This window comes from Thalassospira marina (assembly GCF_002844375.1).
In the GTDB taxonomy this organism is placed as follows: Bacteria; Pseudomonadota; Alphaproteobacteria; order Rhodospirillales; family Thalassospiraceae; genus Thalassospira; species Thalassospira marina.
The window spans coordinates 2,262,668-2,280,611 of sequence record NZ_CP024199.1; the positions used below are offsets into that span (position 1 = coordinate 2,262,668).

Consider the following 17,944-nt stretch of genomic DNA (forward strand, 5'->3'; position numbering starts at 1 on the left):
GGCAGCCATGCTGCCCCTGCTAAAAAGCCCAAGAATCTGCGCTCAATCAGTGGGTTGTGACACCACCAATTTCCGATTCTTCACCGTCTTTCGGCTTTACCGAAACATTGTCGGATTCTTCATCCCACTCGATCGGCACCAGCGGATTGGCCAATGCGTGTTCCAGAACCTCGTCAACATGCGATACCGGAATGATTCGCATATTGCGTTTTACGTTCTCGGGAATGTCTTCCAGGTCTTTTTCGTTTTCTTTCGGAATAAGAACCGTTTTGACACCGCCTCGCATTGCCGCCAGAAGTTTTTCCTTCAAACCACCAATAGCCAGAACACGACCACGCAATGTTACCTCACCGGTCATCGCAACATCCTTGCGCACCGGGTTATTGGTCAGAATCGACACAACCGACGTCACCATACCAACACCGGCAGACGGACCATCTTTCGGCGTTGCACCTTCAGGTACGTGAACGTGAATGTCGCGCTGCTGGAACAGATTCGGCTTGATGCCGAAATGTGCTGCGCGCGAACGCACAAACGACGTTGCCGCCTGGATCGATTCCGTCATCACGTCGCCCAGCTTGCCTGTGGTCTTCATATTGCCTTTGCCTGGGACGGTAACGGCTTCGATCTGCAGCAGATCACCGCCAAATTCCGTATAGGCAAGGCCGGTAACCACACCAACCTGGTCTTCGCCTTCAGTTTCGCCAAAGCGGAACTTGCGAATCCCGGCATATTTCGCCAGCGTCCGCGGCGTTACACGCACGGTCTTGAGGCCTTCAATCAGAATGCGTTTGGTCGCCTTACGGGCCAAACGCGCCAATTCGCGCTCAAGGTTACGCACACCTGCTTCGCGGGTGTAATAGCGGATCAGATCACGAAGGGCATCGTCCGAGATGCTCCATTCCGTTTTCTTCAGGCCATTTGCTTCGATCTGCTTGGGGATCAGGTGACGCTTGGCAATTTCAACCTTTTCGTCTTCGGTGTAGCCCGAAATACGAATGATCTCCATACGGTCAAGCAGCGGCTGCTGCATACGCAGGCTGTTTGCCGTCGTCACAAACATCACGTCCGACAGATCGTAATCAACTTCAAGATAGTGATCATTGAAGGTTGCGTTCTGTTCAGGATCAAGAACCTCAAGCAAAGCCGATGCCGGATCACCGCGGAAGTCCGAACCCATCTTTTCGATTTCGTCGAGCAGGAACAGCGGATTGGAAGTCTTTGCCTTCTTCATCCCCTGAATGATCTTGCCCGGCATCGAGCCAATATAGGTACGACGATGGCCACGAATTTCCGATTCATCACGCACGCCGCCCAGCGACATACGGATGAAGTTACGGCCGGTCGCATTCGCCATGGATTTACCAAGCGAGGTCTTACCAACACCCGGAGGACCAACAAGACACAGAATCGGACCTTTGACTTTCTTGATACGGGCCTGAACAGCCAGATATTCAAGAATATGTTCCTTCACCTGCTCCAGACCATAATGTTCCTTATCGAGAACTTTCTTGGCCTTTTTCAGGTCATGGGAAATTTTGCTACGCTTGTTCCACGGAATGGACACCATCCAGTCAAGATAGTTGCGCACAACCGTTGCCTCAGCAGACATCGGGCTCATATTGCGCAGCTTCTTAAGCTCTGCCTGGGCCTTTTCCTTGGCTTCCTTCGGCATTTTCGCCTTGTTGAGCTTCTCTTCAAGCTCAGAGGCTTCGTCCTTGCCGTCTTCGCCTTCGCCCAGCTCCTTCTGAATGGCCTTAAGCTGCTCGTTCAGATAATATTCGCGCTGGGTTTTCTCCATCTGGCGTTTGACGCGGTTGCGGATTTTCTTTTCCACCTGCAGGACGCCAATTTCCGATTCCATGAAACCGAAAATGCGTTCCAGACGCGCCGCAATAGACCCGGTTTCAAGCAGTTCCTGCTTTTCCGAGATTTTCAGCGCAAGGTGGGATGCAACCGTATCGGCCAGCTTGGCCGGTTCCTCGATCTGATTGACAGAAACCAGAACTTCAGGCGGAATCTTTTTGTTCAGCTTGATATATTGTTCAAACTGGGTAACGACGGAACGCGACAGCGCTTCAAGCTCGCTTTCGTCCTCGTCATCGTCGTCGTGAACTGTGCCATAGGCCTGGAAAAATTCGGGGTTATCAACGAACCCGGAAATCTGTGCACGTTTGCCGCCTTCAACCAGGACCTTGACGGTGCCATCGGGAAGTTTCAGCAACTGCAAAACAGACGCAACGGTACCTACGCGGTAGAGGTCATCTACCGACGGATCATCAAGACCGGCATCTTTTTGGGTAACAAGAAGAATCTGTTTGTCTTCGCGCATCACATCTTCAAGCGCGCGGACCGATTTTTCGCGGCCGACAAACAACGGAACGATCATGTGCGGAAACACGACGATGTCGCGCAACGGCAGGACCGGGTAGATATCAGCATGTGCCAGTTCGACCATGTGTTCTATTCCCTATTTTGAGCCAAAACGTTGCTGCGGTCCTGCAATAGGCCCCAACAGCAACGCGAACATACTCAATAGATAAGATGTATTTGCCGCGCTGCAATACTGCCCGCGCGGCAAATACGATCAGGCACTGTTTTCAACGTCATTGCGACGTTCTGCATGGATCAGAAGCGGCTTGGCCTTGCCTTCAACCACATCACGGTTGATGACAATTTCCTCGACACTGTCCATGGACGGCAGGTCAAACATGGTATCAAGCAGAATGCCTTCCATGATTGAACGCAGGCCACGGGCACCGGTTTTACGCTCGATCGCCTTGCGGGCAATCGCAATCAGGGCTTCGTCCTGGAAGGTCAGCTTGACATCTTCCATATCGAACAGGCGCTGATACTGCTTGCTAAGCGCGTTTTTCGGTTCGGTCAGAATTTTGACCAGTGCGTCTTCGTCCAGGTCTTCCAGGGTTGCCAGAACCGGCAGACGACCGATGAATTCCGGGATCAGACCGAATTTCAGCAGGTCTTCCGGCTCTACCGAGCGCAGGACTTCGCCGGTACGGCGTTCGTCCGGGCTGCGCACATCAGCACCAAAGCCAATGCCTGCACCCTTGCCGCGCTGGGCAATAACCTTATCAAGGCCGGCAAATGCACCACCAACAATAAACAGGATGTTGGTCGTATCCACCTGCAGGAATTCCTGCTGCGGATGCTTACGTCCCCCTTGCGGCGGAACGGATGCAACCGTGCCTTCCATGATTTTCAGCAATGCCTGCTGCACACCTTCACCCGAGACGTCACGGGTAATCGACGGATTGTCGGACTTGCGCGAAATCTTGTCGACTTCGTCAATATAGACAATTCCGCGCTGCGCACGTTCAACATTGTAGTCTGCAGCCTGCAGAAGCTTGAGAATGATGTTTTCAACATCTTCACCCACATAACCGGCTTCGGTCAGCGTGGTGGCATCAGCCATGGTGAAGGGAACATCAAGAATACGGGCAAGCGTCTGGGCAAGCAGGGTTTTGCCACAGCCGGTCGGACCAACCAGCATGATATTCGATTTAGCCAGTTCGATATCTTCGTTCTTGCTGGCATGATTGAGGCGTTTGTAGTGGTTATGCACCGCTACAGACAGCACCTTCTTTGCATGGCCCTGACCGATGACGTAATCATCGAGAACCTTGCAAATCTCCTGCGGAGAAGGCACCCCATCAGCGGACTTTACAAGATGGGTTTTGTGCTCTTCGCGGATAATGTCCATGCACAGTTCGACGCATTCATCGCAGATGAAGACAGTCGGCCCGGCGATGAGCTTACGCACCTCGTGCTGGCTCTTTCCACAGAAAGAGCAATACAAAGTGTTCTTGGAGTCTCCGCTATTCGATTTGCTCATACAAACCCCAATGATGTTTGACGTTATCTGTTATCGCCATGTTAGCCGGGAAAGCATACCGATCTCAACGATTAATCGGCACTTTCCAGCTTGCGGCCTCGTCTTTGATATAGGACGGAGCGACCAAAAGTGAAGCCCGCACCGTTCACAAAACGTCCATCCGGTTGCAGATGTTCCATCTGGCCGGGTTTCACCGTCCTGTAATCTACATGTCTAGGACTTTCGGGCGAAACCGCGCAAGCCATAAAAAACGCCCCGGCCATAAAACCGGGGCGTTTTTCTATTTCATCGTGAAAGCGACCTTAGTCTTTTTTGTCGCTTTCCGGCTTCGGACGCGAGCTAACCACTTCGTCGATCAAGCCAAATTCCTTGGCCTGATCCGGTGTCAGGAAGTTATCGCGTTCCATCGCATCTTCGATGGTTTTCAGATCACGGCCCGTATGCTGGACGTAAATCTCGTTAAGACGATGACGCAGAGCCAGAATTTCACGGGCATGGATTTCGATATCCGACGCCTGCCCCTGGAAACCGCCCGACGGCTGGTGGATCATGATCCGCGCATTGGGCAGGCTGTAACGCTTGCCTTTTGCACCAGCCATCAGAAGCAAAGATCCCATCGAGGCAGCCTGCCCCATACATACGGTCGACACATCACAACGGATATATTGCATGGTGTCGTAAATCGCCAAACCGGATGTCACCACCCCGCCCGGAGAATTGATGTACAGGGAAATATCCTTGTCCGGATTTTCCGATTCGAGATGCAGTAGCTGGGCGCAAATCAATGACGACATGCCGTCATGGACCTGGCCATTGATGAACACGATCCGCTCTTTGAGCAGGCGGGAAAAGATGTCATATGCCCGTTCCCCGCGGCTGGTCTGTTCAACCACCATCGGTACAAGCGAGTTCATCTGCTCTTCAATCATCAACCGCAATCTCCTTGCTGCAACTTGGTCCGCTGTTGGGCGGATTATTCTGCGCTTTCGTCAGCAGCCTTCTTTTTGGCAGCCGGCTTTTTAGCCGCGGCTTTCTTTGCCGGTGCCTTTTTCTTGGCTTCCTTCTTCGGCGCTTCGTCTTCTTCTTCAGGTTTCAGAAGTTCTTCAACCGTAACGGTCTTTTCTTCAACCTTTGCAAGTTCGACGATGTAATCCACCACCTTGTCTTCATATACAGGGCCCTGAAGCGCCTGCAAGGCCTGCGGGTTATTTTTGTAGAATTCAATAACAGCCTGTTCCTGGCCCGGGTATTTCTGGGCTTCAGCAACGAGGACCTTGTTAATGTCTTCCTGGGTGATCTGAATGTTGTTGTTGCGGCCAACTTCGGCCAGCAGCAGACCCAGCAGAACACGACGTTCCGCGATTTCGCGGAATTCTTCGGTCAGCTCTTCTTCAGATTTGCCCTTGGTTTCGTCATCTTCCTGGCCGGCTTCACGCGCCTGTTTGATCTGCTCGACAATGCCCTTCAGTTCATTGTCAACCAGGGATGCCGGAAGATCGAAGCTGTGATTGTCAGCCAGCTGATCGAGCAGGTCGCGCTTCATTTTCTGACGGGCAACCGATTCGTATTCACGGCCGTAATCCTTGCGGATAGCTTCTTTCAGGGATTCAAGGCTTTCCTGACCCAGCTTCTTGGCGAGTTCATCGTCAATCTCAGCCGGTTTCTTTTCCTTGATTTCCTTAACGGTAACGTCGAACTCGGCATCTTTGCCGGCCAGTTCGTCAGAACCGTAATTTTCAGGGAAGGTAACCTTAACAACGGTTTCGTCACCAACATTGGTGCCGATCAGCTGATCTTCGAAACCGGCAATGAAGGTGCCCGAACCCAGTTCGAGTTCATAGTCTTCTGCTTTGCCGCCATCAAAAGCAACGCCGCCAACCTTGCCAAGGAAATCGATGACGAGAACGTCACCCGATTTGGACTTGCGCTTGCGCTTCAGAGCTTCGGTGGTGCCCTGTGCTGCAGCGATACGGTCAAGCGTTTCGGTAACCTTGCTGTCGTCAAGTTCAACAACTTCACGGGTCAGGTTCAGCTTCGAGAAATCCATCGGCTCGATGGCCGGAATGACTTCGACCGAAATATCATATTCGAGGTCTTTGCCTTCATCAAAGGCAGTGACTTCGATTTTCGGCTGAACCGCCGGGCGCAGTTCGTTATCGGACAGGATCTTGCTGGTGCTTTCGTTTACAGCAGCTTCAAGAACTTCACCCATAACGGATTTGCCATAACGCTGGCGCAGAAGTTTGCTCGGGATTTTGCCAGGGCGGAAACCCGGAAGACGAACCTGGTCTTTGATTTCTTCCAGCTTGGCGTTAACCTGTTCTTCGATCGTGGCGGCCGGCACAACGACCTTGTATTCGCGCGCCAGGCCTTCATTTTTGGTTTCTGTAACCTGCATAGATAACTCTTTTGCTTAGGTTCGAATAATGTCCGTTACGCGACGCCGTCCGGACGTCAGAAGTCAATATGACTTAACGAATAGCTTTTTTATTTTCTGGTCTGCAATGGTACGGGCGAAGGGACTCGAACCCCCACGGATCTCTCCACTGGAACCTAAATCCAGCGCGTCTACCAATTCCGCCACGCCCGCACAAATGCATACCTCCCGCACCGGAAAAACCGGTGTGGGTGCGCCTTAATACAAACTTCGATCCCCTCATGCAAGCGTCGCCTGATAAGTTACGTATAAAGCAGGCAAAATAGTTGATTTTCATCGTTATAAAACGGTCTTAACGCTTTGAATTAACCTGCAAGTCGACGCACAGTACTGGATGCGGCAATTTTTCCGCCACCAGCATAATTTTCGTGATTCTTCTCGATTTCACCTGCCTGATAAAGATAATTAACCATCAATCCAAAGGATTGCGCCTGCCCGGCAGGTGCGCTGTTGGCATCCATATTAAGCCGTTCAACCCGCGCACCGTTCGTCAGGTGAAAATGGGCAACCGGGTCTAACGCCGTATCGCGCCCTGCCCGACGTTCATTCAATAAATAATGCGCCACCAGCCGCAACAGCGCATTGCGGGCACCTGCATCAATCTGCTCAACATTGCCTTTCTGTGCCACATCACCCCCAACACCCGCCGCGATTAACGGACGGCACAGGGCCATATCGTCGAACAATCGTTCGGGCACCTGGGTTTTAGCTGCTGTTTTAACGGTGATTGCCGTTCCGGGCGCTTTCGCTTCCGATTTGATATCGACATTCTGTGGCGCGTCACTGTCCTGGCTTGCTGCATCCATTTCGGCAATGGCGCCAGTCAGCCAGCGACGGAATCCTGGAATGGGCGAAAGGGTGGCGAACTGGCGCAAATTCGGTAAATCGCGCTGCAATTCGGCCACGACGCGCTTGATCAGAAAATCACCAAAGCTGATGCCCGCCAAACCGGATTGCGCATTTGAAATGGAATAGAAAATGGCAGTATCCGCCTGTGACGGGTCCATCGTATCACCGTCAAGGTCACGATCAATCAGCACATCAACATTTTCCGCAATCCCCGACACCAGGGCGACTTCGACAAAAATCAATGGCTCGTCCGGCATTCCCGGATGGAAAAATGCAAAGCAGCGCCGATCGCTGGCAAGGCGGCTTTTCAAGTCATCCCAACTGCGGATCTGATGCACGGCTTCATAGGCAATCAGCTTTTCCAAAAGTGCCGCAGGTGAATTCCAGGTGATCTGGTGAAGTTCAAGAAAGCCGATATCAAACCAGCCAGACAGCAGCGTTTTTAAATCCTGTTCCAGCAACACAAGGCCTGGCGCATCCTTGCGCCAACGCAAAAGATCCGCCCGCAGATCGACAAGAAATTTAACACCCTGCGGCAGCGCATTGAATTCCTGCAACAATTTGCGATAAGGCGGCACCAGTTCCGCGCGCATCCGGCTTTCAAGCATGGTTCGTTCGGCCAGATCATCAGCCTGCTGCCAGTCGCGGATAACGGCGCCCAATCGCGCCCGATCAACATCGAATTCATTGACCAGCAAATGCAAAAATTCTTTACGGCCTTCTTCATCCAGGCGCAAAAAATCGTGGCCAAGTTCGGCGGCTCGCAATCGCGCGGATACCGCACCACCACGATGGGCCAGGCAATCAGCCACCTGTCGGCGCCAATGGTCCTTTCGTGCGGCTTCATCACCAAAACCAAAACTGCGAACAACCGAATTGCCACGAATATCGCGCCAAAGCTGGCGGATATTGTCAAAGGTACGGTCAATAAATGTCTGGCTCATTCAATGTCCGATCATGCTGGTAAAAACAGGTTATCAGGCAGCATCAACAACAAAGGTGAAATCACAAAGGCACGAACAGGCAATTCCGTGACCTTTGCTGTCATGGATATGGGCACGATTTAAAATGCCCACCAGCGGCATCAATCACCGCAAAGGGCATACGTAGTGCACCGTCATTACCGTGAGGCCACTGTCAGCCGCGTGACATTTCACACAACGCCGGACTTTGCACTGTGCCACAGTCGCGAAAGCAGCCCCGGCAATGCATCGGGGATATCTTCGGCAATCAGGCCGGGGCCAAAGTCCTGCCCTGCCTGCCCATGTAACCATACCGCCATACATGCTGCCTCAAACGCGGCCATTCCCTGCGCCAGAAGGCCGGTAACAATGCCTGCCAGCACATCGCCACTTCCTGCCGTGGCAAGCCAGGGGGCAAACACATCATTTATCGCAACACGGCCATCTGGCGCAGCAATAATACTATCGGCACCTTTTAATATGACCACCGCACCACTGCGTTTGGCCGCGGCACGGGCGCGCGTCAGCCTGTCACCCGCCATATCACCAAACAAACGCTTGAATTCGCCTTCATGCGGGGTCATCACCGTTGCCCCCTGAACGGCAAAAAACAGGGTACTGGGTTCATCATCAAAACTGGTAAGTGCATCGGCATCAAGGACGCAAGCCCGCGCACAATGCAGCGCATGAATAACCCTTTTGCGCGTATCATCCCCCACCCCGGCACCCGGCCCAATCAGCACGGCATTATGGCGCGGGTCCTGCATCAGTTCTTCAAACCTTGCCATGGGGGCCACCATCACACCCGGTGCGTCCTGCGCATAAAGGGGTAATGCCGGGGGATCTGCCAGCACCGTTAAAAGGCCTGCCCCGGCCCGCCTTGCCCCGCGCGCCGCGAGGCGCACTGCACCCGTGGTTTGCGTGCCACCCAATGCCAGAACATGCCCGCGGTGATATTTATGGCTGCCATTCCCCGGCCATGGAATGCTTTGCGCCCAAAGGTCAGGACCATTAATGAATATTTCAGGCGCAAGCGATGCGACAATTTCCGGGGAAATTCCGATATCGGCAATAACGCATTGCCCGCATAAATCCTTGCCCGGCAACAGGTAATGCCCGGGTTTTGGCCGGCAGAAACTAACCGTTACATCCGCCACAACCGCAACACCGCGAATGGCACCACTTGCGCCATCAACCCCGGTTGGTACATCAACCGCAATTACAGGTGCAGGACGTTCGTTAATCGCATTCACCAGATCGGCAAGGTCATCTTCAATATCGCGCGACAGGCCAGCGCCAAATATGCAATCAACCACCAGATCGGCACCAACAAGCATGGCGGGTGTCAGCCGTTCGACAATACCCACCCATTTTTCGGCATGAATTCGCGCATCCCCGGCAAGGTTTTCAACCTCGCCCAGCAGCCCCAGCCGAACGGGCCAACCCTGTTCGCGCAACAAGCGCGCAATAACAAACCCATCCCCCCCATTATTACCCGGCCCGCACAAGACCGAAACCGCACAGGGCGAATACCGGCTGGTAATTTCCTGACACACACTGCGCCCGGCATTTTCCATCAAAACTTCGCCCGAAATCCCGCCTTCAATGGTTCGTTTATCAGCTTCATACATTTGGGGGATTGTCAAAATCTCGCGCATCGGGCCTCCGGCAATCTGGGGAACAAACAAATGGCAGCTCTGGTTCGCTGCAAGGCATTTGTGCATTTAAACAATGCTGCTACGCATTGCCGCTGGTAGATATTTGTTTTTGCAGTGCGTATATTGCCCCGCGCATATGATTCTGCCAAACAAATCCACGCGAACAAGGCAATTCCGGCATGCATGTTGTTGTGTTAGGTGCGGGTGTCGTCGGCACGACCTCGGCCTATTATCTTTTGCAAAATGGTCATCAGGTTACCGTGATCGACCGTCAGCCAAAAGCGGCACAGGAAACCAGTTTTGCCAATGGCGGCCAAATCTCGGCCTGCCATGCTCTGCCCTGGGCCAACCCGGAAACCCCGTGGCAAAGCCTTAAATGGCTGGGCCGCGAGGATGCGCCGCTTCTGCTTCGCCTGCGTTTTGATCCGCAACTTTTTGCCTGGGCGCTGCGTTTCCTGCGTAATTGCGGGCCAGATCGCACCCGCGAAAATATCGAAAAATCATTGCGACTGGCCATTTACAGCCGGGCCTGCATCAAGGATCTTCGCGCCAAACTTGGTCTTGAATATGACAGCCTTAGCAAAGGTATCCTGCATATCTGCCACGAAGATAGCGAAATGGAAAAGGTCGTGAAAACGGCCAGGACCATGCAGGAATTCGGCCTTGATCGCCGGGTTGTCAGCGCCGGGGAATGCCTGGCAATTGAACCGGCCCTTGCCCATTCCAGACACCCGGTTATTGGCGGCAGTTTCTCGCCCGATGATGAAAGCGGTGATGCACAAAAATTTACGCTGGCACTGGCCCAACGCTGCGCCGAAATGGGGGCGACATTTTTATATGACACCCAAATCAAAGGGCTGGTTCGCAACGGCGCATCAATTGATCATGTGCAAACCAGCAACGGTGCCGTGCGCGGTGATAAATATCTTGTCTGCATGGGCAGCTACAGCCCGTTCCTGACCAATCCGCTTGGCATCAAATTGCCAATTTATCCCTGCAAGGGATATTCGATTACGATCAACACAACCGGGTTTGAAGAAGGTGCCCCTACCGTCAGCCTGATCGATGACAGCGTGAAAATGGTATATTCCCGCCTTGGTCATCGGTTGCGTGCGGCGGGAACAGCCGAACTGGATGGATATTCCCTGCGCATGTCGGCCCGGCGTCAGCAATTAATTGCCGATAAAGCGTTTGAACTTTTTCCACATTGTGGAAAACGCAGTGAAATCGAGTATTGGAGCGGCCTGCGCCCGGTTACACCTGATTCTGCACCTGTTCTGGGCACCACCAGATATGGTAATCTTTACCTTAATACGGGGCATGGAACCCTTGGCTGGACAATGAGTTGCGGTTCAGGCAAGGCAATTGCCGATGTGATGTCGGACAGAACCCCGGAAATTTCGCTCGATGGACTGCAGGTGGACCGGTTTTAAGCCACTGCCATTTTGTTTTGGGGGTTAAGGCGTGCATTCCAGCAAGCCTGATTTCGCACTTAAAAGCCCGATTTCAGCACCCATTGACGCGCTGATCGAGGCCCTGCCCTATGGTGCTGCCATCTGTTCGCAAGATGGCAAAATCCTGCGGGCCAATTCTGCCCTGGCGCGTTTGCTGGGGCTGGAAACAGGTGCGCTTGACCATCGCCAGGCATCATTCCTGCATCCTGGCATTTTGCGCGACCTTGATGAAATATTTTCAACCGGGCGATTTTGGTCTGGCGATATTGCCGTATTGAACGACGCCCGTGAAACCGTTCCCTGCCATATGACGGTATCGGCCATGGAATGGGCCAATGGCGGCGAAACCATCCCGGCGGCATTGCTGACGCTGATGGAAAATACCGGGCATCGCATGGCACAGCAGGACCTGATCAGCCACAATCAGGAACGCAACGATGCCAACGCCACCAAAACCGATTTCCTCGCCAATATGGGCCATGAGCTCCGCACGCCTTTAAATGCCATTATCGGCAATGCCGAGCTGATCGCCGAAGGTGTACTGGGCGACATTGATGCCGCCTACCGGGAATGCGGGCAGGATATCCATGAAGCTGGGCTTCATCTGTTAGCACTCGTCAATGACGTGCTTGATTCCGCCAAATTGACCGACGGGGCCATGAAGTTAAAACTGGCAACGGCCAATATCATCACGGTCGCCCGTGAAACGGTCAAAATCATCAATGATGACTACAACCGCCGGTCCCACAAATTAAGCATTGATCTGCCGGATCATGACATTGTCATTCCCTGCGACCGGATGAAACTAAAACAGGTCCTGATCAATATTCTGACCAATGCGGGAAAATTCACGCCAGATGGCGGCGCAATCACTTTGGCGCTGAAATTATCGGATGACGAAGTTATTTTCACGGTTACCGATAATGGTGTTGGCATGACACCACAGGATATCCCGCGTGCCATGACCCGTTTTTCACAACTTCACCCCGAAGGCATCAAGGAAAGTGCCGGAACCGGCCTTGGCCTGCCATTGGCAAAAATGCTGACAGAACTGCATGGCGGACGCTTTATTATCGAAAGCAGCCCTGGCAAGGGCACCTTGGTTAAAATCTGCCTGCCACAAAATCACGCAGCCTGATATCGCCCCTTAATTACCAGGCAATATCAGGCCCATGATTATCCCCTAATGCCTACCCTAGCCGTCTGCGCGGGCAGCTTCATTGATTTTGTCGTTGCGCACGCGAACCTCCTGGGGCCAGCGGCTTTTGATATAGGAAAGGGCTTCGGCGATTTCTTCATCGCTAAGCGTTTCATCAAAGGCTGGCATCGCACTTTTATAGCCATTCCCCACCATTTTTTCCGGGCCATATTTGGTCAGGGCAAACAGCATTTCATCGGGATGGTGCCAGGTATGGCCGGTTGCATCATGGGGTGGCGCCGGTAACAGGCCATCCGTCCCGCGCTGCTGCCAGTTTGCTTCGCCCTGAAGCTTGTCACCATGGCAGGAAGCACAATTGGCATCGTAAATTTTCTTGCCTGCCGCCACCAGATGCAGGTCATTGGCATCAATCCGCACGCCACTGGCAGCGGTTTCGGCAGACTGAAAATACTGGTATCCGACAAAGCCAAGCACCACCACGCCCAGCGCTATCACGCTGTAACTCAGTTTGTTTTTCACCGATCGTTACTCTCTCTGTTGGCTAAAACCGGCCAATGCCGGAATATTGGGCGGGTCAATGCCCGCCCCTTGGTCAGGCGACAGGCCCGGCCAGATCCTCAATGATCGGGCAATCCGGGCGATCATCGCCATGACACTGATGAACCAGATGACGCAAAGTCGTTTGCAGACTTTTCAGCTCGGCGATCTTGCGGTCAATATCATCAAGATGGGCCTTGGCAATTTGCCGTACATCTGCCGATGCCCGGTTGCGGTCTTCATACAAGGATAACAGCAACCGGCAATCATCAATCGAAAAGCCCAACCCCCGTGAACGCTGCAAAAACCGTAATTTATGCAGGTCCTGGTCACTATAATCGCGATACCCGTTGGTCAAACGCCCCGGCGTGACCAACCCGATATCCTCATAATAGCGAATGGTTTTGGCGGGCAGACCGCATTGCTGGGCAGCATCGGAAATGTTCATTTTTCTGCTCCCTTCTTGCGGATTTTCCAGCTACGCAATGTCAGCGAATTGGCAACAACCGACACAGAACTTAGCGCCATCGCCGCACCGGCAATGGCCGGGCTAAGAATACCGAACGCCGCCAGCGGTACACCGATTACATTATAGCCAAACGCCCAAAACAGATTTTGCGTAATCTTGCGCCGGGTGGCGATGGAAATATCAATCGCACCAGCCACCAATGCCGGGTCAGATCGCATCAGGGTAATGCCAGCGGTTTCCATGGCAACATCAGTGCCGCCTCCCATTGCAATACCCACATCGGCCGCCGCCAGTGCCGGGGCATCATTAATGCCATCACCGACCATGGCAACATGGCGGCCTTCCTTGCGCAGCTTTTCAACTTCGCGGGCCTTGTCCTGCGGGCGGATACGCCCTCGCCAACTTTTCATGCCAATCAGTTTGGCAACGTGGGTCGCAACATCTTCGGCATCGCCCGACAGCATAATGCTATCAACACCACGCGCCTTAAGGTCGGCAACAGCAGCAATGGCACTTTCGCGAATTTTATCTTCCAGCGCCAGGTATCCGGCAAATCGGCCATCCATCGCAACAAGGACAACGGTGCAACCCGTTTGTTCAACCTGTCGGATCTTGTCAGTCACTTCTGCATCCGGTAGCGCAACATTCTGGCCCTGCAGCAGGTCTTCCGTGCCAATCAATATGGTATGACCATCGACAGTACCGCTTACGCCTGCGCCCGTCGTGCTTTTGAAATCATCAACATGGGCAGGTTTCAAGCCCCGATCACCTGCTGCACGAACCACAGCCTGTGCCAGCGGATGTTCACTGGCGGCCTGAACGGATGCAACCAGGCGCAACAATTCCTTTTCATCCTGGTCAGGCAACGCAACAGCAATGTCGGTTACGGTTGGAACGCCTTCGGTCAGGGTGCCGGTTTTATCAAAGATAACCGCATCAACATTATGCGCCTGCTCAAGTGCCTCAAAGTTACGAATAAGAATGCCCGAACGCGCCGCAGCACCCGTGCCTGCAACCAGTGCCGTTGGCGTTGCCAGGCCAAGCGCACAGGGGCAGGCAATAACCAGCACCGAAACAGCAGCCACAATTGCCGCCTCCAGGCCATATCCGGCCACCAGCCAACCGCCAAGTGTTACCAGCGCCACCACGATAATAATCGGCACAAAAATGGCGGCAACCTTGTCCACCATTTGCTGTACGGGGGCCTTGCCGGTTTGCGCCTGTTCAACCAGGCGAATAATCCGCGACAATGTGGTGTCTTCACCCACGGCATTAACACGGATTTCAAGGCGGCCGGTGCCATTCACCGCACCACCAACAACGTCATCGCCAGCCTTGCGCAAAACCGGGCGGGTTTCACCCGTAATTAGGGATTCATCAATTTCGCTTTCGCCAGATGTGACAACACCATCAATGGGCAGTTTTTCACCGGGACGCACACGAACGATATCGTTAATCTGCAGGTCATCAACGGAAACCTCGGTTTCCTCGCCAGTTTCCGTATTCAGGCGACGGGCTTTGCGCGGACGCAATGCCATCAATTCACGAATGGCCGCCGATGCCCCACGCTTGGCCCGCTCCTCCATAATCTTGCCACCCAGGATCAGGGTAATAATCACCGCCGATGCCTCGAAATAAAGGTGACCTTCACCGTTAGAACCCGGCTGGAACATATTATAAAGGCTTAGGAAATACGCTGCCGTTGTCCCAAGGGAAACCAATACATCCATATTCGCCGCGCGATTGCGCAACGCTGACCAGGCACCACGGTAAAAGCGGCTGCCAATGACAAATTGGACCGGTGTTGCAAGGGCAAGTTCAACCCACGCAGGGATATGCAGATCAACCCCAAACGACATCCAGATCATTTGGGCAACCAGCGGCGTTGTCAAAATAATGGATGCCACCAGCCACCAGACTGCATAATCCTTGCGCCGGTTATTTTCGGCATCATCCCTGCTTTGTTTGGTATTTCGGGAGACGGCATGGTAGCCAGCCTTCTCGACAGCCTGCACCACCTGCCGGTCGCTCACCGTGCCCGGCAATACCACCAGATCGGCCCGTTCCATGGCAAGGTTGACAGTGGCTGACACAACACCGGGTAACTTCAACAGGGCCTTTTCCACCCGGCCGGAACAACTCGCACAGGTCATGCCATCGATATCAAAGGCAAGTTTTTCTTCGGCCACGTCATAACCTGCCTTGCGCACAGCAGCCGCCACATCATTTGCATGGGCAGGCGTATCTTCCGCCAACCGGATATGGGCAGAATTCATCGCCAGATTGACATCAACTTCCTCGATGCCATCCAGTTTCTTAAGGGCCTTCTCAACCCGCCCGGCGCAGGATGCGCATGTCATGCCGCCAACCTCAAAGTTAAGGTCGCGGCCCTGCAAGCCTTGTTGTCGGTCGGATGCTGTCATCTCGTTCATAGCGAATACCTCGCTTCATTGATCATTTAAGACAGCATAAAGTTTCCAGCAACTGGAAGGTCAAGCGCTCAATCAAATTTAATTTTGGGGAATTGTGCGGCTGTGATTTGGGCGTATCTGCCCTGCTCCGCGAAACATCTGATAACGCATCAGCAAGCAAATGGTTTTGATCGAAAACAAATTGCCCCGGATAAATGATAAGGGCCGCCGAAACCGGCAGCCCTTTCATCATCGATCAATAGCCCGATACCAGCGCTTAAGCGTGCGGGGTCGGCTCGCCTACAGCGCGGAACTGAATGTAATTTTGCAGGCCCATCATATCGATCAGGCGAATCTGCTGTTCCAGCCAGTGCGCATGGTCTTCTTCGCTGTCATCAAGCAACACGGTCAGCATGTTACGGGTCTGATAGTCACCTTCCGCTTCTGCAAGCTTGATGGCTTCTTTCAGATATTTGATGACCATATATTCATGTTCCAGATCGTTCTTCATCATTTCCGGAACAGTCTGCCCAACATTGATCGGCGTGCGTGATGCTGTATCAGGCACACCTTCAAGGAACAGGATGCGTTCGATCAGGCGCTTGGCATGCTCAAGTTCTTCATCTTTTTCGTGGTGCATACGCTCATAAAGCGCGTGCAAACCCCAATCCAGATACATCTCGGCATGGGTGTTGTACTGGTCCGCTGCCGAGAGTTCCGCAGTCAACTGGCGGTTCAGGATATCAATTACGTTCTGGCTGCCTTTCATGGCGCTCGCTCCTTAAACTGATTAATCGCCGTCGCCGGAACGGCTCTGGATGTAATTCTGGATGCCGACATTGTCGAGCTGCCACTGCTCGGTTTCGAGCCAGTCAACATGTTCTTCCTGGTCTTCCAGGAACGACACAAGCAGATCGCGCGTGACAAAATCTTCCGACTTTTCACAGGCGGAAATTGCTTCACGCAGCAACGGCAGAGCAGCAAGCTCGTATTTCATGTCGCAATCGACAATCTCGCTTACATTCTCGCCGATCAGCAATTTATTGAGGTTTTGCAGATTGGGCAGACCATCAAGAAACAGAATGCGCTCGATCAGATCGTCGGCGCGTTTCATTTCCTTGATCGACAGCTTGTATTCGTATTCGCCCATCTCGACGACGCCCCAGTTTTTGAGCATCCGGGCGTGTAAAAAGTACTGGTTAATCGCCGTCAACTGATTGGTCAGGATGCGATTAAGGTAACCAATGATCTGCCGATCACCTTTCATATTGGGTCTCCTCCGTTTGGCATGTCCCTATTTTGGGAATTGCCGCCCGCGTTTTCAAGGAAAAACGGCGTCATTGATTACCACTATCAATAAGTTAGGCATTTTCTTCAAAATATCGGAGAGAATTTGGACAAGTAAAAATCAGTCTCAATTAAGTCTTTGCAAACAATTCTCGTTCTGATGCCAAAAGAATATTTTTCCTATACATCCGATCAATTCGTTCATCGAATCGGACTCAAAGTAGCAAATACAACATTCAACATGTCACGCCACCTTGTCTTCCCGTCCCGTGACAGTCAAATCCACCTGTAAGCCCAGGCAACCAGGACGGCATCACATCAATACTGCACACAACAAAAAACCCGCACGGTCGATGACCGGCAGGTTGGCGTATCCAGGCGTCGCAAAGGTGATGAAAGCGCAGATTTCACGCATACAAAAAGCCGGGTCAAAATGGCCCGGCTTCTGCATACAGCAGCCTACAAATCAGACGCTGTCGATATTTATCCGCTTAATTAGGCGATCGCGTCACGTGCAGCTTTACGTGCAACGTCTTTGATCTGCCAGCGGGAAATCCCGACATCATCCAAGTCACGGGAGTCGAGATCGTAAAGTTCGTTCGCGACTGACCGTGCATAGGCCCAACGACGAACAGCAACAATAATACTGGACAAGAACATGTTGAACCTCCTGTGTTTCAAACTGATGAGCGCTCTATCACGGCTTCTTCGCGTTACCGGATGCGCTCTGCTCCGTTCTTCTGCGATGCAATATGCCCAAACTGATCCGGTTTCTCAATCCACCAAGATTGCATATCATCTGTTCCAAATAGTCATAATTGAATGGGTTCAAATTCGCGTTAATTACCCCAATGAGACATAAACAGAT

Annotated in this window: 14 protein-coding genes and 1 tRNA gene; 2 read left to right on the plus strand and 13 right to left on the minus strand. The window is 52.8% G+C overall.

From position 1 onward, the window contains the following. Positions 1–46 precede the first annotated feature (46 nt). The 7 genes from lon to CSC3H3_RS10400 all read right to left on the minus strand — a co-directional run bounded on the left by lon (position 47) and on the right by CSC3H3_RS10400 (position 9,759). Entirely contained in the window at positions 47–2,458 is a 2,412-nt protein-coding gene (gene lon / locus CSC3H3_RS10370) for an endopeptidase La (RefSeq protein WP_101271555.1), read from the minus strand. A gap of 129 nt (positions 2,459–2,587) precedes the next feature. After that, positions 2,588–3,853, minus strand: a complete 1,266-nt coding sequence (gene clpX / locus CSC3H3_RS10375; protein ID WP_101271557.1) for an ATP-dependent Clp protease ATP-binding subunit ClpX — start codon at positions 3,851–3,853, stop codon at positions 2,588–2,590. Positions 3,854–4,155: 302 nt separating this feature from the next. Then, on the minus strand, positions 4,156–4,782 hold the full coding sequence (gene clpP / locus CSC3H3_RS10380; RefSeq protein ID WP_101270583.1) for an ATP-dependent Clp endopeptidase proteolytic subunit ClpP: 627 nt from the start codon (positions 4,780–4,782) through the stop codon (positions 4,156–4,158). Positions 4,783–4,826: 44 nt separating this feature from the next. Beyond that, positions 4,827–6,251 carry a trigger factor gene (gene tig, locus CSC3H3_RS10385; RefSeq protein ID WP_101270585.1) on the minus strand — a complete coding sequence of 475 codons (1,425 nt, stop codon included), beginning with the start codon at positions 6,249–6,251 and terminating at the stop codon, positions 4,827–4,829. A 107-nt stretch (positions 6,252–6,358) separates the two neighbouring features. Next, a tRNA-Leu gene (locus CSC3H3_RS10390) sits at positions 6,359–6,443 on the minus strand. Between the two features lie 152 nt (positions 6,444–6,595). After that, the gene (locus CSC3H3_RS10395; protein WP_101284766.1) at positions 6,596–8,083 is read right to left on the minus strand and encodes a malonyl-CoA decarboxylase; all 1,488 of its coding nucleotides are present in this window, start codon (positions 8,081–8,083) and stop codon (positions 6,596–6,598) included. A gap of 209 nt (positions 8,084–8,292) precedes the next feature. Beyond that, the gene (locus CSC3H3_RS10400) at positions 8,293–9,759 is read right to left on the minus strand and encodes an NAD(P)H-hydrate dehydratase (protein ID WP_101286184.1); all 1,467 of its coding nucleotides are present in this window, start codon (positions 9,757–9,759) and stop codon (positions 8,293–8,295) included. A gap of 179 nt (positions 9,760–9,938) precedes the next feature. Between CSC3H3_RS10400 and CSC3H3_RS10405 the strand changes: the two genes are divergently transcribed. Beyond that, positions 9,939–11,192: a D-amino acid dehydrogenase gene (locus CSC3H3_RS10405; RefSeq protein WP_101284767.1), complete on the plus strand. Its 1,254-nt coding sequence runs from the start codon at positions 9,939–9,941 to the stop codon at positions 11,190–11,192. A 31-nt stretch (positions 11,193–11,223) separates the two neighbouring features. Beyond that, on the plus strand, positions 11,224–12,351 hold the full coding sequence (locus CSC3H3_RS10410) for a PAS domain-containing sensor histidine kinase (protein ID WP_101284768.1): 1,128 nt from the start codon (positions 11,224–11,226) through the stop codon (positions 12,349–12,351). A gap of 57 nt (positions 12,352–12,408) precedes the next feature. Here CSC3H3_RS10410 and CSC3H3_RS10415 read toward each other — a convergent pair whose 3' ends face one another. The 6 genes from CSC3H3_RS10415 to CSC3H3_RS10445 all read right to left on the minus strand — a co-directional run bounded on the left by CSC3H3_RS10415 (position 12,409) and on the right by CSC3H3_RS10445 (position 17,736). Next, positions 12,409–12,891 carry a c-type cytochrome gene (locus CSC3H3_RS10415; RefSeq protein WP_245881080.1) on the minus strand — a complete coding sequence of 161 codons (483 nt, stop codon included), beginning with the start codon at positions 12,889–12,891 and terminating at the stop codon, positions 12,409–12,411. Between the two features lie 73 nt (positions 12,892–12,964). Then, positions 12,965–13,357 (minus strand): Cu(I)-responsive transcriptional regulator, encoded by a 393-nt coding sequence (gene cueR, locus CSC3H3_RS10420; protein ID WP_101270592.1) that lies wholly within the window; start codon positions 13,355–13,357, stop codon positions 12,965–12,967. Further along, positions 13,354–15,810, minus strand: a complete 2,457-nt coding sequence (locus tag CSC3H3_RS10425) for a heavy metal translocating P-type ATPase (protein WP_281262529.1) — start codon at positions 15,808–15,810, stop codon at positions 13,354–13,356. The genes cueR and CSC3H3_RS10425 overlap by 4 nt, the downstream gene beginning before the upstream one ends. A gap of 256 nt (positions 15,811–16,066) precedes the next feature. Beyond that, positions 16,067–16,558, minus strand: a complete 492-nt coding sequence (gene bfr, locus CSC3H3_RS10435; RefSeq protein ID WP_101270594.1) for a bacterioferritin — start codon at positions 16,556–16,558, stop codon at positions 16,067–16,069. 21 nt (positions 16,559–16,579) lie between these two features. Then, complete coding sequence (bfr, locus tag CSC3H3_RS10440; protein WP_101270596.1) at positions 16,580–17,056, minus strand: bacterioferritin; 477 nt, start codon at positions 17,054–17,056, stop codon at positions 16,580–16,582. 515 nt (positions 17,057–17,571) lie between these two features. Beyond that, complete coding sequence (locus tag CSC3H3_RS10445; RefSeq protein WP_085592048.1) at positions 17,572–17,736, minus strand: DUF1127 domain-containing protein; 165 nt, start codon at positions 17,734–17,736, stop codon at positions 17,572–17,574. Positions 17,737–17,944: the final 208 nt, after the last annotated feature.

Coding starts and splice junctions, on each gene's coding strand:
- bfr (WP_101270594.1), bottom strand. CDS start 16,558: ATGAAAGGCAGCCAGAACGTAATTGATATCCTGAACCGCCAGTTGACT.
- clpP (WP_101270583.1), bottom strand. CDS start 4,782: ATGATTGAAGAGCAGATGAACTCGCTTGTACCGATGGTGGTTGAACAG.
- CSC3H3_RS10395 (WP_101284766.1), bottom strand. CDS start 8,083: ATGAGCCAGACATTTATTGACCGTACCTTTGACAATATCCGCCAGCTT.
- CSC3H3_RS10400 (WP_101286184.1), bottom strand. CDS start 9,759: ATGCGCGAGATTTTGACAATCCCCCAAATGTATGAAGCTGATAAACGA.
- clpX (WP_101271557.1), bottom strand. CDS start 3,853: ATGAGCAAATCGAATAGCGGAGACTCCAAGAACACTTTGTATTGCTCT.
- CSC3H3_RS10405 (WP_101284767.1), top strand. CDS start 9,939: ATGCATGTTGTTGTGTTAGGTGCGGGTGTCGTCGGCACGACCTCGGCC.
- cueR (WP_101270592.1), bottom strand. CDS start 13,357: ATGAACATTTCCGATGCTGCCCAGCAATGCGGTCTGCCCGCCAAAACC.
- lon (WP_101271555.1), bottom strand. CDS start 2,458: ATGGTCGAACTGGCACATGCTGATATCTACCCGGTCCTGCCGTTGCGC.
- bfr (WP_101270596.1), bottom strand. CDS start 17,056: ATGAAAGGTGATCGGCAGATCATTGGTTACCTTAATCGCATCCTGACC.
- CSC3H3_RS10425 (WP_281262529.1), bottom strand. CDS start 15,810: ATGAACGAGATGACAGCATCCGACCGACAACAAGGCTTGCAGGGCCGC.
- CSC3H3_RS10445 (WP_085592048.1), bottom strand. CDS start 17,736: ATGTTCTTGTCCAGTATTATTGTTGCTGTTCGTCGTTGGGCCTATGCA.
- tig (WP_101270585.1), bottom strand. CDS start 6,251: ATGCAGGTTACAGAAACCAAAAATGAAGGCCTGGCGCGCGAATACAAG.